The sequence below is a fragment of the Pigmentiphaga aceris genome (assembly GCF_008119665.1).
In the GTDB taxonomy this organism is placed as follows: Bacteria; Pseudomonadota; Gammaproteobacteria; order Burkholderiales; family Burkholderiaceae_B; genus Pigmentiphaga; species Pigmentiphaga aceris.
This window is the reverse complement of sequence record NZ_CP043046.1, coordinates 1,837,382-1,862,507: the sequence shown is the minus strand read 5'-3', so window position 1 is coordinate 1,862,507 and position 25,126 is coordinate 1,837,382. Positions and strand designations below refer to the sequence as shown.

At 62.0% G+C, this 25,126-nt stretch carries 24 protein-coding genes; 7 read left to right on the top strand and 17 right to left on the bottom strand.

The window, feature by feature from the left end; all coding sequences use genetic code 11:
• Positions 1–81: 81 nt before the first annotated feature.
• On the top strand, positions 82–2,244 hold the full coding sequence (locus FXN63_RS07825) for a RelA/SpoT family protein (RefSeq protein ID WP_246165163.1): 2,163 nt from the start codon (positions 82–84) through the stop codon (positions 2,242–2,244).
• Positions 2,245–2,410: 166 nt separating this feature from the next.
• On the opposite strand, the gene greB is transcribed toward FXN63_RS07825, so the two are convergent.
• The 3 genes from greB to FXN63_RS07810 are packed head-to-tail and all read right to left on the bottom strand — an operon-like array spanning position 2,411 to position 4,743.
• Complete coding sequence (greB, locus tag FXN63_RS07820) at positions 2,411–2,965, bottom strand: transcription elongation factor GreB (RefSeq protein WP_148814147.1); 555 nt, start codon at positions 2,963–2,965, stop codon at positions 2,411–2,413.
• A gap of 4 nt (positions 2,966–2,969) precedes the next feature.
• Positions 2,970–3,806: a 3',5'-nucleoside bisphosphate phosphatase gene (locus FXN63_RS07815; protein ID WP_148814146.1), complete on the bottom strand. Its 837-nt coding sequence runs from the start codon at positions 3,804–3,806 to the stop codon at positions 2,970–2,972.
• A gap of 16 nt (positions 3,807–3,822) precedes the next feature.
• Positions 3,823–4,743, bottom strand: a complete 921-nt coding sequence (locus tag FXN63_RS07810; RefSeq protein ID WP_148819053.1) for an alpha/beta fold hydrolase — start codon at positions 4,741–4,743, stop codon at positions 3,823–3,825.
• Positions 4,744–4,843: 100 nt separating this feature from the next.
• Here FXN63_RS07810 and FXN63_RS07805 point away from each other — a divergent pair, with 100 nt between their 5' ends.
• Positions 4,844–6,532, top strand: a complete 1,689-nt coding sequence (locus FXN63_RS07805) for an AMP-binding protein (RefSeq protein WP_148814145.1) — start codon at positions 4,844–4,846, stop codon at positions 6,530–6,532.
• On the opposite strand, the gene FXN63_RS07800 is transcribed toward FXN63_RS07805, so the two are convergent.
• Entirely contained in the window at positions 6,426–7,289 is an 864-nt protein-coding gene (locus tag FXN63_RS07800) for a ferritin-like domain-containing protein (RefSeq protein WP_148814144.1), read from the bottom strand. The genes FXN63_RS07805 and FXN63_RS07800 overlap by 107 nt on opposite strands.
• Positions 7,290–7,350: 61 nt before the next feature.
• Between FXN63_RS07800 and FXN63_RS07795 the strand changes: the two genes are divergently transcribed.
• On the top strand, positions 7,351–7,875 hold the full coding sequence (locus FXN63_RS07795) for a gamma carbonic anhydrase family protein (protein ID WP_148814143.1): 525 nt from the start codon (positions 7,351–7,353) through the stop codon (positions 7,873–7,875).
• Positions 7,876–7,926: 51 nt separating this feature from the next.
• On the top strand, positions 7,927–8,865 hold the full coding sequence (gene hslO / locus FXN63_RS07790; protein WP_148814142.1) for an Hsp33 family molecular chaperone HslO: 939 nt from the start codon (positions 7,927–7,929) through the stop codon (positions 8,863–8,865).
• A 154-nt stretch (positions 8,866–9,019) separates the two neighbouring features.
• Here hslO and FXN63_RS07785 read toward each other — a convergent pair whose 3' ends face one another.
• Positions 9,020–9,919, bottom strand: coding sequence for a LysR family transcriptional regulator (locus FXN63_RS07785; protein WP_246165062.1), 900 nt, complete (start codon positions 9,917–9,919; stop codon positions 9,020–9,022).
• A gap of 120 nt (positions 9,920–10,039) precedes the next feature.
• Between FXN63_RS07785 and FXN63_RS07780 the strand changes: the two genes are divergently transcribed.
• Positions 10,040–10,960, top strand: coding sequence for an alpha/beta fold hydrolase (locus tag FXN63_RS07780; protein WP_148814140.1), 921 nt, complete (start codon positions 10,040–10,042; stop codon positions 10,958–10,960).
• Positions 10,961–11,121: 161 nt separating this feature from the next.
• On the opposite strand, the gene FXN63_RS07775 is transcribed toward FXN63_RS07780, so the two are convergent.
• From FXN63_RS07775 to baeS, 3 genes are all read right to left on the bottom strand, one after another.
• Positions 11,122–11,745, bottom strand: a complete 624-nt coding sequence (locus FXN63_RS07775) for a Spy/CpxP family protein refolding chaperone (protein WP_148814139.1) — start codon at positions 11,743–11,745, stop codon at positions 11,122–11,124.
• 147 nt (positions 11,746–11,892) lie between these two features.
• Positions 11,893–12,570: a response regulator gene (locus FXN63_RS07770; RefSeq protein WP_148814138.1), complete on the bottom strand. Its 678-nt coding sequence runs from the start codon at positions 12,568–12,570 to the stop codon at positions 11,893–11,895.
• Positions 12,571–12,578: 8 nt separating this feature from the next.
• On the bottom strand, positions 12,579–14,090 hold the full coding sequence (gene baeS / locus FXN63_RS07765) for a sensor histidine kinase efflux regulator BaeS (protein WP_148814137.1): 1,512 nt from the start codon (positions 14,088–14,090) through the stop codon (positions 12,579–12,581).
• A 361-nt stretch (positions 14,091–14,451) separates the two neighbouring features.
• Here baeS and FXN63_RS07760 point away from each other — a divergent pair, with 361 nt between their 5' ends.
• Positions 14,452–15,357, top strand: coding sequence for a TadE/TadG family type IV pilus assembly protein (locus FXN63_RS07760; RefSeq protein ID WP_187395146.1), 906 nt, complete (start codon positions 14,452–14,454; stop codon positions 15,355–15,357).
• Positions 15,358–15,388: 31 nt separating this feature from the next.
• On the opposite strand, the gene ftsB is transcribed toward FXN63_RS07760, so the two are convergent.
• From ftsB to FXN63_RS07720, 8 genes are all read right to left on the bottom strand, one after another.
• A complete protein-coding gene (gene ftsB, locus FXN63_RS07755) occupies positions 15,389–15,748 on the bottom strand; it encodes a cell division protein FtsB (protein WP_148814135.1) in 360 nt (119 codons plus the stop codon).
• A gap of 45 nt (positions 15,749–15,793) precedes the next feature.
• Complete coding sequence (eno, locus tag FXN63_RS07750) at positions 15,794–17,083, bottom strand: phosphopyruvate hydratase (RefSeq protein ID WP_148814134.1); 1,290 nt, start codon at positions 17,081–17,083, stop codon at positions 15,794–15,796.
• A 57-nt stretch (positions 17,084–17,140) separates the two neighbouring features.
• The gene (locus FXN63_RS07745; protein WP_148814133.1) at positions 17,141–17,425 is read right to left on the bottom strand and encodes a DUF1330 domain-containing protein; all 285 of its coding nucleotides are present in this window, start codon (positions 17,423–17,425) and stop codon (positions 17,141–17,143) included.
• A gap of 154 nt (positions 17,426–17,579) precedes the next feature.
• Positions 17,580–18,461: a 3-deoxy-8-phosphooctulonate synthase gene (kdsA, locus tag FXN63_RS07740; protein WP_148814132.1), complete on the bottom strand. Its 882-nt coding sequence runs from the start codon at positions 18,459–18,461 to the stop codon at positions 17,580–17,582.
• Entirely contained in the window at positions 18,458–20,116 is a 1,659-nt protein-coding gene (locus FXN63_RS07735; protein ID WP_148814131.1) for a CTP synthase, read from the bottom strand. Before FXN63_RS07735 ends, kdsA begins: the two co-directional genes overlap by 4 nt.
• A 66-nt stretch (positions 20,117–20,182) precedes the next feature.
• Positions 20,183–20,860: a hypothetical protein gene (locus FXN63_RS07730; RefSeq protein WP_148814130.1), complete on the bottom strand. Its 678-nt coding sequence runs from the start codon at positions 20,858–20,860 to the stop codon at positions 20,183–20,185.
• 25 nt (positions 20,861–20,885) lie between these two features.
• Positions 20,886–21,548: a 3-oxoacid CoA-transferase subunit B gene (locus tag FXN63_RS07725; RefSeq protein ID WP_148819051.1), complete on the bottom strand. Its 663-nt coding sequence runs from the start codon at positions 21,546–21,548 to the stop codon at positions 20,886–20,888.
• A gap of 10 nt (positions 21,549–21,558) precedes the next feature.
• Positions 21,559–22,257, bottom strand: coding sequence for a CoA transferase subunit A (locus tag FXN63_RS07720; protein WP_148814129.1), 699 nt, complete (start codon positions 22,255–22,257; stop codon positions 21,559–21,561).
• A 197-nt stretch (positions 22,258–22,454) separates the two neighbouring features.
• Between FXN63_RS07720 and FXN63_RS07715 the strand changes: the two genes are divergently transcribed.
• Entirely contained in the window at positions 22,455–24,083 is a 1,629-nt protein-coding gene (locus FXN63_RS07715; RefSeq protein ID WP_148819049.1) for an electron transfer flavoprotein-ubiquinone oxidoreductase, read from the top strand.
• Positions 24,084–24,152: 69 nt separating this feature from the next.
• Here FXN63_RS07715 and FXN63_RS07710 read toward each other — a convergent pair whose 3' ends face one another.
• Positions 24,153–25,061 carry a LysR family transcriptional regulator gene (locus FXN63_RS07710; RefSeq protein WP_148814128.1) on the bottom strand — a complete coding sequence of 303 codons (909 nt, stop codon included), beginning with the start codon at positions 25,059–25,061 and terminating at the stop codon, positions 24,153–24,155.
• Positions 25,062–25,126: the final 65 nt, after the last annotated feature.

Below are 25,126 nucleotides of genomic sequence, written 5' to 3'. Positions count from 1 at the left end.
CACTTCGACGAAGGCCCGGCCAGTCCCGATCTGGCAGGCGGCGACTCGTCCTCCGATCTTGCGGAAAAACGCACGACGCGGATGGCTTCGGCTGCCACGGCACCTGGCGTCTCTCTCGCTCCGCTGACGGAAATGATCGGCCTCTACCTGAGCGCCGATGACGTCAAACGCGTTCGCGAAGCCTATCGCTTCTCTGACGCCGCCCACCTTGGCCAGTTCCGCGCCAGTGGCGAAGCCTACATCTCGCACCCCGTTGCCGTCACTGAAATCTGTGCCGGCTGGAAGCTCGACGCCCCTGCTCTGATGGCAGCCTTGCTGCATGACACCATGGAAGACCAGGGTGTCACCAAGCAGGAACTGATCGAGCGTTTCGGTGCGGAAGTGGCTGAACTGGTTGATGGGCTGTCCAAGCTCGATCGCCTGGAATTTGCCAGCAAGGCCGAACAACAGGCGGAAAGCTTCCGCAAGATGCTGCTCGCCATGGCGCGCGATGTACGCGTCATCCTGATCAAGCTGGCAGACCGGCTGCACAACATGCGCACGCTGGGTGCCATGCCGGCCGTCAAGCGACGCCGCATTGCCCGCGAAACGCTGGACATCTATTCGCCGATTGCGCACCGCCTGGGCCTGAACGCGATCTATCGCGAATTGCAGGAACTGAGCTTCCGCGCGATTTCGCCCCATCGCTTCGAAGTGCTGCAACGCGCCGTCCTGGCTGCACGCGGCAACCGACGCGAACTGGTGGGCAAGGTCACCGAATCCGTTCGTTCCGCCCTGCCCGCTGCGGGTATCGAGGCAGACGTACACGGCCGTGAAAAGACGATTTTCGGCATCTATCACAAGATGCTGGAACAGAAGAAGTCGTTCTCGGAAGTGCTGGATATCTACGGCTTCCGGGTGGTGGTGAATTCGCAGCCCGAGTGCTACCTGGCCTTGGGCGTGCTGCACCAGCTGTTCCGTCCGGTTCCCGGCAAGTTCAAGGACTACATCGCCATTCCGAAGATCAATGGCTATCAGTCCCTGCACACCACGCTGATCGGTCCCTACGGCACCCCGGCCGAATTCCAGATTCGCACCCGCGACATGCATCAGATTGCAGAAAGCGGCGTGGCGGCGCACTGGCTGTACAAGGCGTCGGAAACCGGCCTGAATGACCTGCAGAAACGCACCCACCAGTGGTTGCAGTCGCTGCTCGACATTCAACGTCAGACCGGCGACAGCGGCGAGTTCCTGGAACACGTCAAGGTCGACCTGTTCCCTGACGCAGTCTACGTATTTACGCCGCGCGGCAAGATCATTTCGCTGCCGCGTGGTGCGACGCCAATCGACTTTGCCTATCTGATTCACACCGACGTCGGCAACAAGGCCGTGGCGGCACGGGTCAATGGCGAGTTCGTACCGCTGCGTACCGAGCTGAAGAGCGGCGACGCGGTGGAAATCGTTACTTCGCCTACCTCGCGCCCCAGCGCACAGTGGCTCAATTTCGTGCGTACCGGCAAGGCGCGCTCGGAAATTCGCCATTACCTGCGCACGGTGAAGTACGAGGAATCGGTGGCGTTTGGCGAACGTCTGCTGGCGCAGGCACTGAAGTCGGTCAATCTGATCATGCCGGCTGCCGACGACGCCGTCTGGGAAAAGCTTGCACGCGGCAGTGGCGCGCAGTCTCGCGATGAAATCCTGGCCGATATCGGCTTGGGCAAGCGTCTGGCTGCGGTGGTGGCACGGCGCTTCACGCCGGGCGACGATCCGATCTCGGTCAGCGCAGCGGAAATGGACGAGCAGGCTTCGGCCATCAGCGGGTCGATTCGCATCCAGGGCAACGAAGGTCTGGCGGTGCAGTTGGCACCATGCTGTACGCCTATTCCGGGCGACGCGATCATGGCCAGCATTCGCCTTGGTCACGGCCTGATCGTGCACACGGAAGACTGCCCGACCGCACGTCGCCAGCGCGCCCGCGAACCGGAACGCTGGATTGATGTCAGCTGGGATGAACAGACGGCACGTCAGTTCCCGATCCGTATCGACGTCATCATGCGCAACGAACGTGGCATGCTGGGTCGAGTGGCGGCGGAGATCTCGGCGGCTGATTCGAACATCACGCACATCACCATGCAGGACGAAGCATCGGCCACCGTGTCGCTGCATTTCACCATCCAGGTGGAAAATCGCCAGCACTTGGCGCGGGTAATTCGTCATCTGCGGCACATTCCGCAGGTGCAGCGGATTGTGCGGGTGAAGAGCTGATCGATGTATTGTTGCTAGAGCCGTTTGCTTTCAAAGCATAGGGTTCTGGCGATAGCAGCGCTGCTTGCCTTCAGACAAGGCTCGCTGCAAAACAAACGGCCCGATTGAACTGATGAAGTTCAAGCGGGCCGTTTGTTTTGCAGCAGAGAAAATCGTTTCGGGCCGCTTACGGCTCCGGGTAGCTCACCGCCACGATTTCCAGCTCGTCCACACCAGCGGGGGTGCGCAGCGTGATCACGTCACCTTCGCGCGCTTTGGTGATGGTGCGTGCTACGGGGGAAATCCAGCTGATATAGCCACGCAGCGGGTCGGCTTCGTCCACCCCCACGATGGTGACCTTGTGTGTTTCGCCCTCGCCGTCGATGTATTCGACGGTGGCACCAAAAAACACCTGGTTGCGGCTGGTCTGGCGGCTGGCATCAACCACTTCGGCCACTTCCAGGCGCTTGGTCAGAAAGCGCATGCGGCGATCGATTTCGCGCAGGCGCTTCTTGCCGTACAGGTAGTCGCCGTTTTCCGAACGGTCGCCGTTCGATGCCGCCCAGGACACGATCTGCACGACCGAAGGACGCTCGACCGTCATCAGCTGTGTCAGCTCATCGCGAAGCCGTGCGTAGCCTTCCGGCGTCATGTAGTTGCGGATGCCTGCCGGCAGCGGGGCCAGTTCGGGCAGGTCTTCGTCGTCGTCCGATTCGGACTCTTTCACAAATGCTTTGTTCATTGGCTTAAAACCAGTCGCGCCAGACCGGGATCAGATTGCTGGGGAGCGGCGGACCGCCGCCCAGATCCATGTGGCTCTCGGTCGGGCTGTGGAAATCAGAACCGCGCGAGGCGCGCAGACCGAATCGTCGCGCCACGTCGGCATATTCGGCGTATTGATCGGGCGTATGGCTGCCGGTGACCACCTCGACACCCTCGCCACCCTGGTCGCGAAACTGGGTGAAGAAGGCCCAGAATTGGGTGTCGGTCAGTGCATATCGGCCGGGGTGTGCCACCACGGCCATGCCACCCGCCGCCCGAATCCAGGCAATCGCATCGTCAAGTGAAGCCCAGCGCATTGGCACATAGCCCGGTTTGCCATCGGTCAGATAGTTCTCGAATACCTTCGACACGCTGGGACACGCCCCGATTTCAACCAGGTAGCGCGCAAAGTGCGAACGGCTGATCAGGTCAGGGTTGCCGACGTAACGCAGCGCCCCTTCCCAGGCACCGGGAATGCCCACCTTGGCCAGTTGTTCAGCAATTTCCTGGCCGCGTCGGTCACGACCGGCACGGGTGGCGGCCAGACCATCTTGCAGCACCTTGGATGCCGGATCGACGTTCAAACCCACGATGTGAATCGTGTGGCCGGCCCAGGTGACGGAAATTTCGACGCCGTTGATCAGGCGGATGCCGTATTCGCGGGCAGCTGCGCTGGCATCAGGCAAACCGCCAATGCCGTCATGATCGGTCAACGCCAGCACGTTCACCCCATTGGTATGGGCGCGCGCCAACAAGTCCTGCGGCGTGAGTACGCCGTCAGAGAACGTGGAATGGCAGTGCAGATCGATGACAGCGGACATAGTCGGATTGTAAGGGTTATGCGTGAGCGGCAGCCCCGTGTGGCAAGTCGTCGCCCAGAAATTTCCGGATGGCGGCCGCAATAAGCTCGGGCTGATCGTGATGCACCATGTGGCCCGCGTCGGCGACTTCCAACCGCTGCAGGCGTTTCACTGCCGCAAGCCGGGCCGCATAGTCGGGTGCGGCCACCATGCGTCGCCGCACATCGCTGTCCAGCGCCTCTACCCACAGCACCGGAGCCTCGATAGCGGCCCAGCAAGCCATTGCCTCATCCAGTCGATACGCAACCGGATTGATATGTTTGTGACGAGGATCGCCAAGCAATCGCCATCCGTCCGGCCCTTCCTGCGCCCAATGCCGAGCCAGGAACTGCGCCCGATCATCGGCCAGGCGCGGGTTGGTCTTCTTCAATCTGGCGACTACGCCGTCCAGACTGTCGTAGCGCGGTGCAGCCAAGGGTTCGCGGATTTCCTCCAACCAACGCCGATAACGTGCAGGCACCTCGTCGGCTGGCGTGTGCATCATGCCAAAGCCTTCCAGGTTCAGCACATGACTGATTCGACCGGGCCGAATGCCCGCATACAGCATCACAGCATTGCCGCCCATGCTGTGACCCAGCACCGCCACCGGACGACCCGGCGAGATGTGATCGAGCAAGGCGTCGAGATCGCCCAGGTAGTCGAAGAAGGTGTAGGTATCGCCGGGAATCCGGGCCGTCAGCCCGAAGCCGCGCCAATCCGGGGCCACGATATGCCAGTCGCCCGCCAACGCATCGGCCACGAACTGAAACGACGCAGAGACATCCATCCACCCGTGAAGCATCACCAACAGCGGGCGATGGCTGCCATCCTGGGACTTACCCCAGTGACGCAGGTGATAACGCAGCCCACGGATGGATACAAATTCTGACTGCGAGGAAGTACTGGGGGCACCCATCATAGAAAGCGGCAAAAGATATTGCGATGACAGAAGAGCTCAGTAATGATTGAGGGCGGCGGATACAGGCCAGGCATTGCCCTCAACGGCGCACCGGAGAGTTATGAAAGACCAGTATCACGAACTCTATACCACGTTCCGGTGGTGGGTTCCGCAGCGCTTCAACATCGCTGAGGCATGTTGCCATCGTTGGACGACCACCAGCGTGGATGCCCGACGGATCGCGCTTTACAGCGAGGACGAGACGGGCAATCGCGAAGTGTGGACCTTCGCGCGCCTGCAGGAATATGCGAACCGCCTGTCCAATGGACTGCGGCGCATGGGTGTGCAACGCGGCGACCGTATTGCTGTCGTGCTGCCCCAGCGGCCCGAGGCATTGGTGGCCTATCTGGCGGTGTTCCAGCTGGGGGCGATCGTGTTGCCCCTGTCCCCCTTGCTGGGTGCGGACGCGCTTGAATATCGCCTGCGCGATAGCGAAGCCCGGATTGCGCTGGTGGATGACAGCAGCGTGGCCAAGCTGCAAAGCGTGCTCGACCGCTGCCCGATGCTGCGGCAGATCATCGGCATTGGCACGGAAGACGATGACAGCCTGCCCTGGCGCACGTTGATTGCGCGCCAGGAATCCAGCTTCGAGCCGGTCGTCACCCTTGCGCACGACCCCGCCATTCTTGCTTATGGTCCCGGTCCGTCCGGCAGCGCCAAGGGCGCATTGCTGCCGCACTGTGCACTGATCGGACATCTGCCCGGCTTCGTGGCCTCACACAACTGGTTCCCGCAGACCGGCGATGTGATGTGGGCACCCGCCGAATGGTCCTGGGCCAGTGGTCTGTTCGACGCCTTGTTGCCCACGCTGTACTTCGGACACGCGATCCTTGGTACGCGGGGGCATTTCTCGGTCGAACGCAGTTTCCAGCTACTGGAACGCTATCAGATCACCAACCTGTATCTCCCACGTGCTGCGCTGACATCCATGATGAAGGCAGAGCCAACCCCTGCCGGCAATCAACAACTGGCCCTGCGCTCGGTTGCCGTCTCGGGCGGCAGCGTGGATGACGCGACGGCGGCTTGGGCGCAGAGCAGACTTGGTGTGACCGTCAACGAGGTATTCGGTCATGCCGAAGCCTGCTATGTGGTCGGCAACAGCCACGAAAAGTGGCCTGCCCGGCCGGGTAGCATCGGCCGCCCCTACCCCGGGCACCAGGTTGCCGTGCTTGGCAACGACGGGCACCCGGTTGCGCCTGGGGAGGTCGGGGAAATCTTCGTCAACCGGCATGACATTCACGGCCATCCCGACCCGGTCATGTTCCTGGGCTACTGGCGCGACGACGAAGCCACCCAGGCCCGATTCCAGGGTGACTGGAGTCGCACGGGCGACTTGGCCAAGGTCGATGAAGACGGGTATCTGTGGCACAGCGGTCGCACCGACGATTCGTTTGATGCGTCCGGCTATCGCATCAGCCCCGAAGAGATCGAGCAGTGTCTGGTTCAGCATGCGGCGGTGGCGCAGGCCGCCGTGGTGTCGGCGCACGACGCCGACCGGGGCGCGCTGATCAAAGCCTATGTGGTGCGGGCAGTTGACACCCCTATCGAAGACGCTGAGCTGGTGGCCGAGTTGAAATCGCTTGCCCAGGCTCGACTGGCCCCCTATGAACAGCCAGATCAGATCGCCTTCGTGAACGATATTCCTATGGGGCCGACGGGGAAGGTGCAGCGGCAAACGCTGATGGCGCGCGAGGCGGCAAAGGCCCCACCCCTGCCCGCTTCACCAGCGCTGCCAGCTCTTCTTCCGTAAACCCGGCTGCGCGACGCGCCGGTACGTTGAACGGCCCGCGCAGAATCGGTGCCTCAAAACGCAAGGCCAGTATTTCGTATTCGGCCAGCGGGTCCAGTCCACGCTGGGCGCACAGGTGGCGATACCAGCGATTGCCGATCGCCACATGGCCGATCTCGTCGCGCAGCACCACGTCGAGAATTTCGGCGGCGCGATGGTCCCCGGCCTGGGCCAGCTTGGCGCGGATGGGCGGGCTGGCGTCCAGACCGCGGGCTTCCAGGGTGCGCGGGACCAGTGCCATGCGTGCCAGCACATCACCGCAGGTACGTGCCGTCATCCGCCACAGGCCATCGTGCGCGGGGAAGTCACCGTAGGTGATCCCCATGTCCGCCAGATAGGCGGTCAGCAAGCCGTAGTGGAATACTTCTTCCTCGGCCACTTTCAACCAGTCGGTGTAATAGGCCTCGGGCATGTCTGCAAAGCGCCAGATTGCGTCCAGGGCCAGGTTGATGGCGTTGAATTCGATGTGCGCCAAGGCATGCAACAAAATTGCGCGGCGTTCTGGCGTATGCACGCCACGGGTCGACAACTGGTGCGGATCGACCAGCTCGGGGCGCACCGGGCGACCAGGAATACCGACGGGCTCGACCAGCGCAGCGGTCGTATCGATGTTGTCGGCAATGGCGCGCAGACCGCGCACGGCATCGCATTTGGCAACGGGATCGGGCTCGGCCAGGGCGAGCAGCGCGGCACGGCGTAATTCGGTGGGAAGCATCATGGCGCTATTGTAGAAGGGCCGGCCGGTACAATCCGGTCTTCTCAGCGCCTCGGAATGTGTCATGGCCATCTACCAACTTGGCAGTCGCGTGCCCAAAATCGACCCCAGCGCCTACGTATTCGACGGCGCGGTGATCATCGGGGCGGTTGAAATCGGCGCAAATGCCAGCATATGGGCGTTTGCCGCACTGCGTGGCGACAACGAGCCGATCATTGTGGGGGCAGGCAGCAACGTCCAGGAATCCTGCGTGTTGCACACCGACCCCGGGTTCCCGCTGACCATCGGCGAAAACGTGTCGATCGGCCATCAGGCCATGCTTCACGGCTGCACGATCGGTGAAGGGTCGCTGATCGGCATTCAGGCCATCGTACTCAACGGTGCGCGCATCGGTCGCAATTGCCTGATCGGCGCAGGTGCCCTGATACCGGAAGGCAAGGAAATTCCCGACAATTCGCTGGTGGTCGGCGCGCCCGGAAGAGTCATCCGGACGCTGACCCCGGAACACATCGAGCGGCTGCGCGCCACCCAGGCCAGCTACATGCGGCGGGCCGCGCAGTACCGCCAAGAACTCAAGCGCATCGACTGACGCGATGCGCGAGCCGTCCGACGCCGTGGCGTCGGCACCAGGAGCACAACGGTGACAGATCACCTCAGGAAATATTTGTTCGCGGACACCACTGTCCGCGCCCAGGCAGTCAGCCTGCGCAGCACCTGGCAACAGGTCATTGCCCGCCACGACTACCCGCCCGCCATCCAGCGCGTGCTGGGTGAACTGGTGGCGGCCAGCACTTTGCTGTCGGCCAATCTGAAGTTTGACGGTGTACTGGCCTTGCAGTTGCAAGGCGACGGCCCCGTGTCGTTGGCCGTTGTGGAATGCCATGCCGACCTGGGCCTGCGCGCCACGGTCAAGCTGCGCGAGGGCGAAACCGTGCCGGAAGACGCGGATTTCCAGGCCTTGTTCAATCCGAACGGCAAAGGACGTTTCATCGTCGTGCTGGACCCGCAGGACAAGCACCCCGGCCAACAGCCCTATCAGGGCATTGTGGCGCTGGAAGGCGACACCGTGGCCGAAGTGCTTGAACACTACATGGCAGCCTCGGAACAGTTGCAGACCCGTCTGTGGCTGTCGGCAACCGAGGAATGCGCGGCGGGCCTGCTGCTGCAGCAGCTGCCGCGTCACGGTGGCAAGACCGTGGTCGAGGTTGAGCCGCAGCACGAAGACGACGCGGACGACACCTGGAATCGGGCGCTGCAGTTGGCCGCAACCGTGAAGCCGGAAGAACTGACCGAATTGCCGCCGGAAAAGCTGATCCACCGCTTGTACTGGCAAGAGACCATGACAGCGTTCGACCCGCTGACCGTCAGCTACCGTTGCAACTGCTCGCGCGAGCGGGTTGCGCAGGTGTTGCTGATGCTGGGCCAGGCCGAGGTCGACAGCATCGTGGAAGAACAAGGCAAGGCAGCAGTCAACTGCGACTACTGTGTGAAAACCTTTGAGTTCGATGCCGTGGACTGCGCCGAGCTGTTCGCCAATCATTCGCCGTCGGTGCGTCACCACAGCGATCTGAAGCACTGATCTGGGGTAACGCGCGGCTGGGTGATCGTGGTCGGACGTTGTGGATCAAGGGCGGTGATCAAGGGCAATAAAGGGCAGTAAAGGGCACTAACCAAGGGCGGTGACCACACCGCCCTGCCCGAACGGCAATCAAGGCCACGCGTTTCCAGACCGATCAGGCGTCCAGCCGATGTTGTGCGAAGCGCGTACGGCTTCCTGCCTGCCGCGCGATGTCGATCAACGCCGTGCAGATGGCATGGTCCGGCTGGGCAAACGCGTAAAAGCGTGCGGCCGGCAGCTCGGGCCAGCCATCGTCGGCACTCAGCACACGCAGCCCCTTGCTGCGCTGGCTGGCAGCAATCACGGTCACCGCAAAACCCGATCGGGCTGCCGCCATGCAGCCCGCCATGCTGCTGCTCTCGAACACGATTCGCCAAGCACGCTCGGTCTTGCCCAGGGCTGCGACCGCAGCCTCTCGATACACGCAGGGTTCTGGAAACACCGCCAGTGGCAACCCATCTGTATCTGACAGCGGCTGATCTTCTGCGAAGACCCATATCAGCGGCTCTTCCCACAGCAGTGTGCCTTCACTTTCAACGCGACTGCAGCGCTTGCCGAACACCAGGTCCAGTTGCCCACGTTCCTGTTGGCGCTGTAGATCGGCCGTGATGCCAACCTTCAGTTCTATGGTTGCGTCCGGGTTCCATTGTCGGAAACGCTGAAGCACCTGCGGCAGCCAGGTGCCGGCAAAATCTTCCGACGCACCAATCCGCAGTTTTCCGCGCAGCGGCCCGCCCCGCAGCCTGGCGCGGACTTCGCGTTCCAGATCCAGAATGTTGCGGCCATACGCGTACAAGGTGTCACCGGCCGGGGTCAGTGCCAAGCGGCGGGTGGTGCGCGCAAGCAACTGGGTGCCGACGGTCTGCTCCAGTCGACGGATGTGACCGCTGACGGCAGAAGGTGTCAGGGCGAGGCGATCTGCCGCACTTGCAAAACCACCGCTATCCACGACTTCCAAAAAACTGCGTAGCTGCACCATGTCCAGCTGGGCGCTTTCAGTAATTGGGGCGGGCATGGGTATAGTGCTCATCGGTTTATTCAGTACGAAATGCATTCAATAAAGCACGATTATTCGCGAATCTTGCTTTCTTTGCCCGCTACGCTTGGTTTTCTTCATCCAAGCAAAACCAAGCCTATGCATAGCCACCCTGTACACAGCTACCCCGCACCAAACTACCAATACGTCGCCACCAACAAGCTGGACATCGCCTACCTGGAATGGAACCCGACCGGCAGCCAGACGGCTATTCTGCTGCACGGCTGGCCTGACAGCCCGGCGTGCTGGCATACCGTTGCACCTGCGCTGGCAAGCGCCGGCTACCGGGTGTTGGCCCCGGCATTGCGCGGCTTTGCACCCACCCGCTTTCGGGATGCCGACACGCCGCGCAGCGGACAACTGGCGGCGTTGGGGCGGGATCTGCTGGATTTCATCGCTGCCCTCGGCATCGACCGCCCTGCGCTGATCGGACACGATTGGGGTGCGCGGGCAGCGGCCAATGCCTGCGGTCTGCAGCAAGGGATTGCCTCGCATCTGGTGATGCTGTCAGTCGGTTACGGCACGAACGCGCCAGACCAGCCGATTGCGTTGCCGCAGGCGCGTAATTACTGGTACCACTGGTACATGGCCACCCCGCGCGGTGAACGTGCGGTACACGAAGACCGCCAAGCCTTTGCCCGAATGATGTGGGACACCTGGGCACCGGCCGGTTGGTATGCCGACGCGGATTTTATGGAAGCCACGAAGGCGTTCGATGGCGAGGACTGGGCCGAGATCGTGGTCCATTCCTATCGTCATCGTTGGGGGTTTGCGAAAGGCGACCCGGCCTACGCTGCAGATGAAGCCCTGTTGTCGCCCGCACCGGTGTTGGCGGTGCCAAGCCTGGTGCTTCACGGAGGTGCCGACACCTGCAACCACCCAGACACCTCGTCAGGACGGGAAGCCTTCTTCAAGGGCCGCTACGAACGCGACATCTTGGACGGCGTGGGACATTTCCCGCAGCGAGAAGCCCCGCAACAGGTGGCGGAAGCCATTCTGCGTTTTTGCGCACAGGGGTAAGTCTGCGTCCAGACAGATAGCGTCTTGATGACGTAGTTGATGACGCACGTGACTGCGCCGCCCGAAGGCGGCGCAGTTTTTATTCGGAGGCAAGCCAGCATTCAGTGCCAACTTGCCCCCTGACGCCTGGAGTGATCCCCCCTGCGTCACACTCCTGCTGCTTAGCGCGTCGTGCCAGTCGGCGCGGGCGTTGCAGGCGTTGCGGGTGCCACACCCGGAGCCGGCGGCGGTGCATCGCTGCGGTTACCACCCCACTGGCCACGCCCTTCGCCACGCATGGCCAGTTGACGGCGCTCTTGACGCGTCTTGATTTCGGCACGTTGTTCCGGCGTCAGCAAGGCCATGATTTCAGCATCGCTGCGCGCCTTCAGGAACTCAGCCTCGGCAAAGGCCTTGGCCCCCCGATCAGCCAGTGCACGGCCCTCGCTTTCCTTGAAGCTGCCCGAACGCACCAGCTCGTTCAGTTCCTTGCGCGACTTGCCGGCGGCTTTCATTGCGTCGCGCAGTGCCGGGGCACGGTTGTGCAGAATCTCGAAGACCTTGTCCTGCTGCGCTTCGGTCAGCTTGATGCCGTGCAGGAAGTGCGGGCCACGACCGAATTCACCACCGCCACGGCGATGTTCGAAGCCCGGGCCGCCAGGGCCACCCGGGTGACCAGGCGCGCCGCGATGGGCGGATGCGGCCGGGCCGGCGTCTGCGGGGCTGGGGGCTGCATGAACCAGCAGCGGGGTCGAGGCTGCGATCACGGTTGCCAGAACGAACTGGCCGATTCGACGAGTATTCATGATTGGCGTGCTCCTGATGCTTTTGAGAGGATTCGGCGACCGGTTTTTCTTCAAGACCGCGTCTCCACCGACACCTGCAGATTACCTACCGACCTGGAAGCAAATTGGGGGAAAGCTAGGAGAAATCATGAACACACCCTTACTGAATCACAGCTCCAACCGGTATCCCACGCCATAGATGGAGCGGATCAGATCCTGTTCGGGCCGCACGGCTTCAAGCTTGCGGCGCAGATTCTTCACGTGGCTGTCCACCGTGCGGTCGGTCACCACGCGATGATCGTCGTACAGGTGGTCAAGCAGGCGATCGCGCGAAAAAATCTGACCAACCGGCGAGGCCAGCGCCGAGAGCAGGCGGAATTCCACCGGGGTCAGATCCAGCGTGTGGCCGTCCAAGCGCGCTTGGTACTGGCTTTCGTCCACCACCAATCCATTGGCTTCGGCCTGCGCCGTGCCGTTGCCGGTTCCGCGTGCCCGACGCAGGATCGCGCGCACCCGCGCCACCACTTCACGCGGGCTGAAGGGTTTGCACAGGTAGTCGTCGGCCCCCATCTCCAGGCCCAGCAGGCGGTCGATTTCCTCTACGCGTGCGGTCACCATAATGATTGGCACGTCAGACGTCACACGCAGTTCACGGCAGATTTCCAGGCCATCGCGTCCGGGCAGCATCAGGTCGAGCAAGATCAGGTCGGGTTTGAGTCGTTGCACGGTGGACATCACGGCCAACCCGTCCCCAACAATCTCGGTTTCGTAGCTGGCGGCACGCAGATAGTCCGACAGCACGGCGGCAAGCTTGGGTTCGTCTTCGACAATAAGAATGGTCGGCATAGGGACTCTCAGGAATTGGGGAATGTGATGGCCATCCACACACCGCCAAGCGGTGAGGGACGGGCCGTAATGGTGCCGCCGTGGGCTTCGACAATGCGTTGGCAGATGGCCAGACCCAGGCCCGTGCCACCCGCCTCACGGTTGCGCGAGCCATCCACGCGGAACAGGCGCTCGAACAGCCGGGGCAGCAATTCTTCAGGCACACCGGGCGAGGAATCGCGTACATCCAGGCGAGTGCCCTGATTATCCGCCGACAGCAACACCTGCACCCGACCGCCTTCGTCGGTGTATCGCAGCGAATTTTCCAGCAGATTGTTCAGCAGTTGCCGCAGCCTTTGCGGATCGCCACGTAGTTGCGGCAGCCGCGGGCTGACCTCGGTGTCGAGCTGCAAGCCCTTCTGGCGATAGCGTTCACGGAAGCCATGCGCGGCCACTTCGAGCAAGCTGGCCAGATCGACATCGGTCATGCGGTAGGTCAAGGCACCTTCATCGGCCAGCGACAGCTCGTGCAGATCGTCGATCAACTTGTTCAGCATCGCCACTTCCGACTGCAACGAAGCCAATGTGTCCGGGGTCAGCGGCCGGATGCCGTCTTCCAGTGCCTCGATCTCTGCCCGCAGCACCGCCAGCGGCGTGCGCAGTTCGTGGGAAATGTCGGCGACCAGGTTGCGTCGCAGCTGCTCGTTCTTTTCCAGTGTATTGGCCAGGCGGTTGAAGTCTTCCGCCAACTGTCCCAGCTCGTCCTGTGCGCCAGGGCGGACACGGGTTTCATAGTCGCCCGCTGCCAGCCGCTGCGTGGCGCTTGCCAGCCGGCGTACCGGGGCCAGGAAGATTCGCGCCAGCAGAATGCTGACCAATGCAGCCAGCAGCGCCGACAGGCCCACAATGACCCAGGTGGCGTTTTCCTGCCGTTCCTGGAAACGGTTGTCGTTGTCATCCGGGCCACGTGCCGGCGGGAACTGCAACAGCCAGCCTACCGTCTGCCCGTCGACTTCCACGGGACGACGAATAGCCCCTTCACGCCCATCGACGGGGGCACCCGCCACCAGTTTTTCTTCGCTGTCGATCAGGCTGTAAGGGGGCGGAGGGGGAGGCGGCGGGGCAGCCTCCCGTTCGCGACGCAGTTCATTCACACGGCGGGCGGCTGGCCCGGTCGTGCCAGGCGGCACACCTTTGGCCGCTTCGGCCCGCGCGCGTTCAGCAGCTTCTCTTTCCTGGCGTTCCAGCTCACGGGCCTGACGTTCACGTTCGCGCTCGGCGGCATAGCGCGAGGTAGCCGCCCGTAACGCACGGCCCCACAGCGACGGGTTTTCGCGCAGTTCGTCCCAACTGCCACGGTCTCGATACATCTGCGCAAGGCTGCTGCTCAGCTCGGTGGCGCGGCGCGTTTCGCGCTCGCGCACGTAGTCACGAAAGCCACTTTCGAAGCTGTAGCGCACGGCGGCACCCATTGCCAGCGTGACGACGATACACGTGGCAAGAATGACCGCGAATAACTTGAAGGTGATGCCAAAACGCATGCAGTAAGTAGGGACCGATAGGTCCCGCCAAAGAGATTGACCCGATTCTTGGGCTTGGCCGCGTGTCGCGCAAGCGCAGCGGCGTATTACAGGGGCTGACTTCACATAATTTCATACTTGAAACCGATGGGTACCGCCAGTGGCCCGCGTGCATTGGTCCATTCGCAGTTCCCGGCATCGCCGCCGCGCCTCGCCCGGCGCACACTGCCCAACCCGGCATTTTGTTTCCGGTATTTCTCTGGTGGTTCCCATGTCTCTGTCGGCCGGCCTTGCGCAACTACGCCCCGCCTTTTCTGCCGCATTTTGCATGACGCATTCATGTGCCGGCACGCCGCGAACCCGACGGCAAGGCGGTATAGCCATGATGGAATTCCTCATCGTCGCCCTGCCCTTGCTGGGCATCGGCATGGGCAGCGTCGAATTCGCCCATTGGCAGCTGACCCGGCAAGCTGTGGATCACGCGATGATGGAAGCGGCCCGCGAGGGTGCCGTCACCAATGGAGACCCCGTTGCGATGCGCAGGCGCTTCGATGCCGCCCTGCTGCCGCTGTTCGGGGGCGGCACCAGCAGTGAAACCTTATCGGAGGCAGCCGCGCGCATGGCGGCGCGATCGGCACGCATCGAAAGTGAAACCGGCGTGCCGGCCATGCGCCTGGAAGTACTGGGCCCGGGCCGCTCAAGCTTCGCAGATTTTGCCGACCCCGCCCTGAATGCTCAGTTTGGTCGCCGCACCATCAACAACGACTACCTGGCCGAAGCACACGCACGCGATGTTCAACGTGGATGGCCGGAAGGCCGTGGCCCGAGTTCAGGCCAGGATCGTTTCGATGCCAACCAGCTTCGGCTGCGCTTGACCTATCTGCATGCACCCATGCTGCCAGGCCTGCGAGCGCTGATGAAAAGCCTGTCCAGCGATGAAACAGCAAAGACCGACGATGCCTATGCAACCCAGGCGCGCGCGCGTGCGGGCATGCTGGTGATGACGCGGGAGTTCACCACCATGATGCAATCGCATCCAGTCGAATGGGAAGTAGAGACGTATCGGGCGGCGTGGGGGGCCGCACAGATTGGCGATGCGCCCGTCGCCAACACCGTGGTTGGCGCGCTTGGCGAATTGCCAGGTGCATGTGGCGCAGGCGCTTGCCTGCCAGGAAGCAGCCCGACGATACCTTCGACAAGCACACCCTGGACACCGCCGACATCACCCGGTGTTGTTCAAGCTGGTGATCCGGCCTGCGGTATCAGTGTGTGTTGTGCCCCGGCATAGAAGAACCGGGCAAACAATAACGGCATACCGTTCAGCGACGCGGTGGCACGATGGGGGTGCCGGGCGTGGGACGCGGTGCAGGCGGCGGTACCGCCGGTCCGCCGGGCGCACCCGGCGGCGGCGCATCGACCAACTGCACAAACATCTCTTGCTGCTTGATCATGCCAAGCTCGAAGCGCGCGCGCTCTTCAATCGCGTCAGTGCCGCTTTTCAGATCGCGCACTTCGGCATCGATGGCGTTATTGCGCGTGCGCAGGTCGGTTAGATGCTCTTGCTGCGCCGCGAGTTGACGCTCCATCTCCCAGACACGCATCCATCCGCCCTTGCCTAACCAGAGCGGATATTGGACGGCCGCCAGCACCAACAGCAGAACTAAAGTCAACGAACGCATGAAGGTACCGAACGGTCAGGAATAAACGTCAACTGCGCGACCGCATCAACGCTGGCGGAGATTGTAGAAAGCGCTCAGGCCAGGATAGTGCGCCACATCGCCCAGGTCTTCTTCGATACGCAGCAGCTGGTTGTACTTGGCAGTGCGGTCCGAACGCGACATCGAGCCGGTCTTGATCTGCAGTGCGTTGGTAGCCACCGAGATATCGGCGATGGTGGTGTCTTCGGTTTCGCCCGAACGGTGCGACACGACGGCGGTGTAGCCGGCGCGTTTGGCCATTTCGATAGCAGCGAAGGTCTCGGTCAGGGTGCCGATCTGGTTGATCTTGATCAGGATCGAGTTGGCGATGCCGCGGTCGATGCCTTCCTTCAAAATCTTGGTGTTGGTGACGAACAGGTCATCGCCCACCAGCTGGACTTTCTTGCCCAGCACGTCGGTCATGTACTTCCAACCGTCCCAGTCGCCTTCAGCCAGGCCGTCTTCGATCGAGATGATCGGATACTTGTCGACCCAGGTTTCCAGCAAGTGCGTGAACTCTTGCGAGCTGAGCACGGCGTTTTCACCAGCCAGGTGGTACTTGCCGTCCTTGTAGAACTCGGAGGCTGCGCAATCCAGGCCCAGCGAGATCTGCGAACCCGGCTCGTAGCCTGCGTTCTCGATAGCTTGCAGAATCAGCTGGATGGCTGCTTCGTGGTTGGCCACGCTGGGGGCAAAGCCGCCCTCGTCGCCCACGGCAGTCGAGAAACCCTTGCTGTCGATCAGTTTCTTCAGCGAGTGGAAGACTTCAGCGCCCATGCGAACCGATTCACGGAAGCTCGACGCGCCCACCGGCAGAATCATGAATTCTTGCAGGTCCAGGCTGTTGTTGGCGTGCGCGCCACCGTTGATGACGTTCATCATCGGCACGGGCATGCTCATCGGACCGCTGCCACCGAAGTAGCGATACAGCGGCAGGCTGGACTCTTCTGCAGCGGCCTTGGCCACGGCCATGCTGACTGCCAGCATCGCGTTGGCACCCAGGCGGCCCTTGTTCTCGGTGCCGTCGAGTTCGATCAGCGTGTGGTCCAGGAAGGCTTGTTCCAGCGCATCCAGGCCCATCAGCGATTCAGCGATTTCGGTGTTCAGGTGCTCGACGGCCTTCAGCACGCCCTTGCCCAGGTAACGCGACTTGTCGCCGTCTCGCAGCTCGATGGCTTCACGCGAACCGGTGGACGCGCCCGACGGCACGGCCGCACGGCCCATGACGCCGGATTCCAGCAGGACGTCGCATTCCACGGTGGGATTGCCGCGCGAGTCGATGATCTCGCGGCCGATGATGTCTACGATTGCACTCATGATGGCTTCTCGGAAAGGTGAAAAATTCTGGCGACCGTGCTGGCGGACGGGTGAGCGTCAGACGCCCTGCACGATGAACATATTCATGATGGATGCGCCTTCGCGCGCTGCGCGGGCCTGGCCATATTCGGGCGAATCGTAAAACGCGCGGGCGGCAGCGACATCGGGGAATTCAAGCATTACGGTGCGGCCGGGCGTACGGCCTTCAAGCGGGAAGACTTCACCGCCGCGCACCAGAATCTTTGCGCCATAGACACGAATGGCTTCGGTGGAGAACTTTCGGTAGTGCTCGTATTGAACGGGATCGGTCACCTGAACATCGGCGATCAGATAGGCGGACACGGCAACTCCTGGGGGCATCGGACACCGACCGGGCATGGCCCGGTCGGATGAGAACCACAACTCAGGTCAAGGATTTCAGGCCCGGAATGTCAGACCACGAACTTCAGACCAAAAACTGCGGACCACGAATTTCAGACCCGCATGATAGCGTGGCTCAGAACTCGTGCTCGAGGAAAGCCGCACCCTTGACCACACGATCCAGCGCGACCAACGAGGTGAGCAGAGCTTTCATGTGGTGCAGCGGGACGGCGTTCGGACCATCGGACAAGGCTTTCGCCGGGTCCGGGTGGGTTTCCATGAACAGACCCGAGATGCCCACGGCGACTGCAGCGCGTGCCAGCACCGGCACGAATTCGCGTTGGCCGCCAGAGGTCGTGCCCTGCCCGCCCGGCAACTGCACCGAGTGAGTGGCGTCATACACCACCGGGCAATCCGTCTCGCGCATGATCGCGAGCGAACGCATGTCGGACACCAGGTTGTTGTAGCCGAAGCTTGCGCCGCGTTCACACACCAGGATGTTGCTGCCGTCACCGCCAGCTTCGATGGCGGCTTCACGCGCCTTGGCCACCACTTGCACCATGTCGTGCGGAGCCAGGAACTGGCCCTTCTTGATGTTCACCGGAATCAGCGAGGCTGCGCAGGCACGGATGAAATCCGTCTGACGGCACAGGAACGCCGGGGTCTGGATCATGTCGACGACAGCAGCCACCGGCTTGACCTGATCGATGTCGTGCACGTCGGTCAGCACTTTCACGCCAACCTGGGCACGCACTTCGTCCAGAATCTTCAAGCCTTCTTCCATGCCAGTACCACGGTAGGACTGGCTGGAGCTGCGGTTGGCCTTGTCGAAGGAGCTCTTGAACACGAAGGGGATGCCCAGCGCGTCGGTGATTTCCTTCAAGGTGCCGGCGGTATCGATGGCCAATTGCTTGGACTCGATCACGCACGGGCCGGCGATCAGGAAAAAGGGCTTGTTCAGCCCGATCTCGAAATCAAGCAGCTTGCGCGTAGCCGTCGCGGGGGCGGTCAGGCTCATGCCTGCACCTCGTCACCACGCTGCGCCTTGTGCGCAATCGCAGCCTTGACGAAGGAGCTGAACAAGGGGTGCCCGGCACGCGGCGTCGAGGTGAATTCCGGGTGGAACTGCACACCTACGAACCACGGATGATCCGGCAATTCCATGATTTCCGGCAGGTTCTCGCTGGGCGTGCGCGCACTGATCACCATGCCGGCTTCTTCCAGACGCGGCACGTAGACGTTGTTCACTTCGTAGCGGTGACGATGGCGCTCGTTGACCTCGGTACCGTAGATTTCAGCAGCACGGGTGCCCGGCTTGATCGGCACGCGCTGCGAACCCTTGCGCATGGTGCCACCCAGGTTGGAGCTGGTGTCGCGGGTTTCGACCTTGCCTTCGCGATCCATCCATTCGGTGATCAGGGCAACGACCGGGTGCGGCGTGTTCGGATCGAACTCGGTGCTGCTGGCTTGCGGCAGGTGCACCACGTCGCGGGCGAACTCGATCACGGCCAGTTGCATGCCCAGGCAGATGCCAAGGTACGGCACCTTGTTTTCGCGGGCATAACGAATGGCTTTGATCTTGCCTTCGGTACCGCGCTTGCCGAAACCGCCCGGCACCAGAATGGCGTCGAGTGACTTCAGTGCGTCGATGCCGCCGGCTTCGATCTGTTCCGAATCGATGTAGTCGATCACGACCTTCTTGCGGGCATGAATCCCTGCGTGAGTCAGCGCTTCGATCAGCGACTTGTACGACTCGGTCAGGTCAACGTACTTGCCGACCATGCCGATGTGCACTTCGCCTTCGGGGTTCTCACGCGCTTCGATCAGGTTTTCCCAGACCGACAGGTCAGCCGGGGGAGCATCGATCTTCAGCGTTTCGCAGATGATGTCGTCCAGACCTTGCTTGTGCAGCATGGCCGGGATCTTGTAGATCGAATCAGCGTCCCAGACCGAGATCACGCCATCGAGCGGCACGTTCGAGAACAGCGAAATCTTGGCGCGTTCGTCGTCCGGGATCGGGCGATCGGCACGGCACAGCAAGGCGTTCGGATAGATACCGATTTCGCGCAGTTGCTTGACCGAGTGTTGAGTCGGTTTGGTTTTCAGTTCGCCAGCGGCTTCCAGATACGGCACCAGGGTAAGGTGCACGAAGGCAGCGCTGTTGCGGCCCATGCGCAGGCTCATCTGACGCGCGGCTTCCAGGAAGGGCAGCGATTCGATGTCACCCACGGTGCCGCCGATTTCCACGATCGCCACGTCAGCCTGGCCTTCCCACGCGGCGGTGGCACCGCGCGCGATGAAGTCCTGGATTTCGTTGGTGATGTGCGGAATCACCTGCACAGTCTTGCCGAGGTAGTCACCCCGACGTTCCTTGCGCAGCACGGATTCGTAGATCTGGCCTGTGGTGAAGTTGTTCACCTTGCGCATCTTGGCCGAGATGAAGCGCTCGTAATGTCCCAGGTCGAGGTCAGTCTCGGCACCGTCTTCGGTGACGAACACTTCCCCGTGCTGGAACGGGCTCATGGTGCCAGGGTCCACATTGATATATGGATCCAGCTTGAGCATGGTGACTTTGAGGCCGCGCGATTCGAGAATGGCGGCGAGAGACGCAGCGGCGATGCCTTTGCCAAGCGAAGACACCACACCACCGGTAACAAAAACGTACTTGGTCATTGCCTTGAGCACTCGGGGCGAACCGAGCGCGTGCGGGAAATTGCGATTATACCCGCCCGCACAAACTCAATAAAGGTCCAGCGTTTCAAGAATTTGAGGCTCTACCGCAACATGCCCGGTTTGTTCGCTGTCTGCCTTGAATTGCAGACCGTCGTAACGGCCTTCCGCATCGCGTGTATCGCCGCTCAGATAGTCCATGGAGGAACGCATTGCGCGCCCTTCCTGCTCAAAGATGGTGAACTGTTCCAGCAAGGCCAGCCGCCAGGCGCGTACGCCGGCGTCGTATCGAAGCGTCAATTCGGCCTCGGTACGGGTGCCATCCACCTTCGACAAGCTGCGATCGATCAGACGAACGGCACGATCGACGATCGCCAGTTCCACGTTCTGGTCGCCTGGCACATCGATACCGCAGTCACGGCAAGCCACCACAAAGCCCCACCCACTGGCTTCGAAACCTTGGGCCGTGCGATAGCCGATCAGCAAGGCACGACGACCCGCCGCGTTTTCGTAGATCTGCGCAATGCCCGGTGCAGCACCAGCCAGCGGACCCGTGACTTCCCGGCTGAGCGTGAAACCTTCGGGTACAAATTCCTGTGCGCTGGCCGCCACAGACGGAATGGGCAAGCGCGCCGGAATCGGCGGCTCACCCGGCGCGGCGAAAGCAGCGCCACCGGCCACGAACGCCAGTACCGCCACCGCTTTTTTGACGGCGGCGAAACTCGCCACCGTTTTTTGTGCTGCCACTGCCTTCACTGCGCCACTACCTTGGTCATGCTGCGAGCTTGGTCTCGGACACGTCGAGCGTTGCGCCCGTGCGTGCCACGACTTCTTCCACCGTGACGCCCGGTGCGACTTCGATCAGCTTCAAGCCGGTTTCCGTCACATCGATCACGCCCAGGTCGGTGATGATGCGATCGACCACACCCAGACCGGTCAGCGGCAGATCGCAAGCCGGCAGGATCTTCAGGTCTTCGGTGCCGTCTTTCTTCTTGGCCACGTGTTCCATCAGCACCACCACGCGCTTCACACCGGCGACCAGGTCCATCGCGCCGCCCATGCCCTTGACCATCTTGCCCGGGATCATCCAGTTCGCCAGATCACCCTTTTCAGACACCTGCATGGCACCCAGGATGGCCAGATTGATCTTGCCGCCGCGGATCATGCCGAAGGAGTCGGCCGAGGCAAAGAAGGACGAGCCCGGCAGGGTCGTGACCGTCTGCTTGCCGGCGTTGATCAGGTCGGCGTCGACTTCGTCTTCGAGCGGCGACGGGCCGATGCCCAGCAAGCCGTTTTCCGATTGCAGCCACACTTCCACGCCGGCCGGCACATGGTTGGCCACGAGCGTGGGCAGACCGATGCCGAGATTGACGTAGAAGCCGTCCTGCAGTTCCTGCGCGGCGCGTGCCGCCATTTCATCGCGAATCCAGGCCATCATGATCTCCTTAGGCGGGGCGCGTGATGCGCTGTTCGATGCGTTTTTCGGGGGCGGTGTTCAGCACGATGCGGTGCACGAAAATGCCCGGCAGGTGGATCTGGTCCGGGTCGAGTTCACCCAGTTCGACGATCTTCTCGACCTCGACCACGGTGATCTTGCCGGCAGCTGCCACATTCGGGTTGAAGTTGCGCGCCGTCTTGTTGAAGACCAGATTTCCGCTGCGGTCGGCGATGTACGCCTTGACCAGCGACACATCGGGCGTCAGCGACCGTTCCATCACGTACTGCTCGCCATCGAACTCGCGAAGTTCCTTGCCTTCGGCCACCACGGTGCCCACACCAGTCTTGGTGAAGAAGGCCGGGATGCCCGCGCCGCCTGCGCGCAGCTTTTCAGCCAGCGTACCTTGCGGCGTGAATTCAAGCTCCAGCTCGCCAGCCAGAAACTGGCGGGCGAATTCCTTGTTCTCGCCCACGTAGGACGCGATCATCTTGCGGATCTGGCGGGTTGCCAACAGCTGGCCCAGACCAAAATCGTCTACCCCTGCGTTGTTGCTGATGCAGGTCAGATCCTTCACGCCGGTATCGCGCAGGGCTGCAATCAGCGCCTCCGGGATGCCGCACAAGCCAAAACCGCCCACCGCAATCGACTGTCCGTCGCGCACGATGTCCTGCAACGCCGCCTGGGCGCTGGGGTAAACCTTGTTCATCAGAGGAGCTCCTTTCGGGTGCAAATGGCGCAAGAGGCCGCCGCACGAGGGTCGGCCGCCGTGCGGAATTCCGCCGACGATTGTAGAGGAAGCTGGCTACAGGGTTTCCCCTTTACCGTACGCCAGACGCGATGCATGGATAAAATGTCTTATCTAAGAAAACCTATAGCGCGGAGCAGCTGATGGAACGCGAGTCGATGGAATATGACGTGGTGGTGATCGGTGCGGGCCCAGCGGGCCTGTCTACCGCTATCCGCCTGAAACAACTCGCGGCAGAAAAAGGACAAGAGATCGGCGTGTGTGTGCTGGAAAAAGGCGGCGAAGTCGGCGCTCATATCCTGTCGGGCGCAGTGATCGATCCCAAGGCACTTACCGAGTTGATCCCGGACTGGAAGGAAAAAGGCGCGCCGCTGAACACGGCCGTGACCGAGGACAAGTTCCTGTTCCTGAGCGAAACCGGTGCCAAGGCAACCCCGAACTGGTTGCTGCCGCCCTGTTTCCACAACGAAGGCAACTACATTGCCAGCCTGGGCAATGTGGTGCGCTGGTTGGGTGAACAAGCCGAAGCACTGGGCGTGGAAATCTTCCCCGGCTTTGCAGCGGCAGAAATTCTGTACACCGAAGACGGTGCCGTGCGCGGCGTCGCCACCGGCGACATGGGCGTCGGCCGCGACGGCCAGCCCACCGACCAGTACCAGCCTGGCATGGAATTGCACGCCCGCTACACGGTGTTCGCCGAAGGTTCGCGCGGCCATCTGGGCCGTCAGCTGATGGAACGCTTCGAGCTGGGCGCAGGCAAAGACCCGCAGACTTATGGCATTGGCATCAAGGAACTGTGGGAAATCGACCCGGCCAAACATCAGCCTGGTCTGGTCATCCACACCGCTGGCTGGCCGCTGGAGTCCGACACTTACGGTGGCGCGTTCCTGTACCACTTCGACGACAACAAGGTTGCCGTCGGCCTGATCGTCGGTCTGGACTACAGCAATCCCTGGCTGTCACCCTTCGACGAATTCCAGCGCTACAAGACCCACCCGTCCATCCGCGACACCTTCACCGGCGGCAAGCGCATTTCCTACGGCGCGCGCGCAATCACGGCGGGTGGTCTGCTGTCGATTCCGAAGCTGGTATTCCCGGGCGGCGCATTGGTGGGCTGTGAGGCCGGCATGTTGAACGCCTCGCGCATCAAGGGCAGCCATGCGGCAATCAAGTCGGGCATGCAGGCCGCTGAAGCCGCGTTCGACGCGCTGGTGGCGGATCGTCGCCATGATGAACTGTCGGCCTACCCGGCTGCGTTCGAAGCGTCGTGGTTGCACGAAGAGCTGAACAAGGCTCGCAACTTCAAGCAGTGGTTCAAGAAGGGCATGGCTGTTGGCACCTTGATGACGGGTATCGAACAATTCGTGCTGCGCGGCAATATTCCGTGGACCATTCACCGCACCAAGGCTGACCACGAGTGCCTGAAGCCTGCGGCGGATTGCCCGAAGATCGTGTATCCGAAGCCCGACGGCAAGCTGACCTTCGACAAGCTGAGTTCGGTGTTCATCTCGAACACGAACCATGACGAGAACGAACCGGTTCACCTGACGCTGAAAGATCCTTCGGTGCCGGTGGACGTGAACCTGGCGCGTTACGGCGGGCCGGAGGCGCGTTACTGCCCGGCTGGCGTGTATGAGTTCGTGAAGACGGATGAAGGCAAAGATCGTCTGCAGATCAATGCGCAGAACTGTGTGCACTGCAAGACCTGCGACATCAAGGACCCGACGCAGAATATCGTGTGGGTGACACCGCAAGGTGGCGAGGGGCCGGTGTATTCGGGGATGTAATCCCCGCCAGGGCGTAATGCCTTTAGCGGTGCAATCGGCAAAACGGTCGCTGCGGCGACCGTTTTTCATTCAGGCCAAACCTGGTTCGCCACGGGCTTCGCGCAGCAAGTCCACGAACGCGCGCAGCGCTGGCTTCAGCCTGCGTTGGCGTGGGTAGTACAGCGTGAAGCTGGATACGGACATCGACCAGTCCTCAAGCACCGGTATCAAGCGGCCAGCGTCGATGTCCTGACGCACGACGCTTTCCAGCGTGATCGCCAAGCCGACGCCAGCCAATGCAGCCTGCACTTCCATGGTCGAGTCGCCCAAGGTTACGCGCCCAGGCACGTCGACCTCGCGCCGCACGCCATCCTTCTCGAAGTCCCATTTGTACATGCGCCCACTGGGAAAACGGTAGCGGACACACTCGTGCGATAGCAGATCGTCTGGCTGCAAGGGCGCAGCGTGGCGCGCAAAATAGGCCGGCGTACCCACGACAACAAAACGCTGCGGGATACCGATCGGCACACCCACCATGTCCTCGGGCACCGCGTTCAGGAAGCGCACGCCCGCATCAAAACCCTCGGCCACGATGTCGACCATGCCTTCGTTGTCGACCAGTTCTACCGAGATGTCGGGATACAGCGCCAGAAACCTTGGCACGATCGGCATCAGCACTAGTTGCCCTGCTCCGCGCGAGGTGTTGATGCGCAAGGTACCGGCCGGCCGCGCGCGGAAGTCGTTCATTTCCTCGATGGCCTTGCCCACGTCGCGCAGCGCAGGCTCGATGCGCTCAAGCAAGTGCTGCCCCGCCTCGGTAAGCGCAACGCTGCGTGTGGTGCGATTGAACAGGCTCAAGCCAAGCCGCTCTTCGAGCGTGCGGATGGCGTGACTGATGGCCGAGGTCGACAAAGACAGTTCGGCACCTGCCTTGCCGAAGCTGCCCAATCGGGCAACGGCGGAGAAGGCGGATAGCTGGGAAAGATTGGCTGGAAGCATGATTGTGAAAATTCTTTCATGAACTCATCTGCAAATTCAAGCTTGCCGTGCGCTTTTGAGCACGC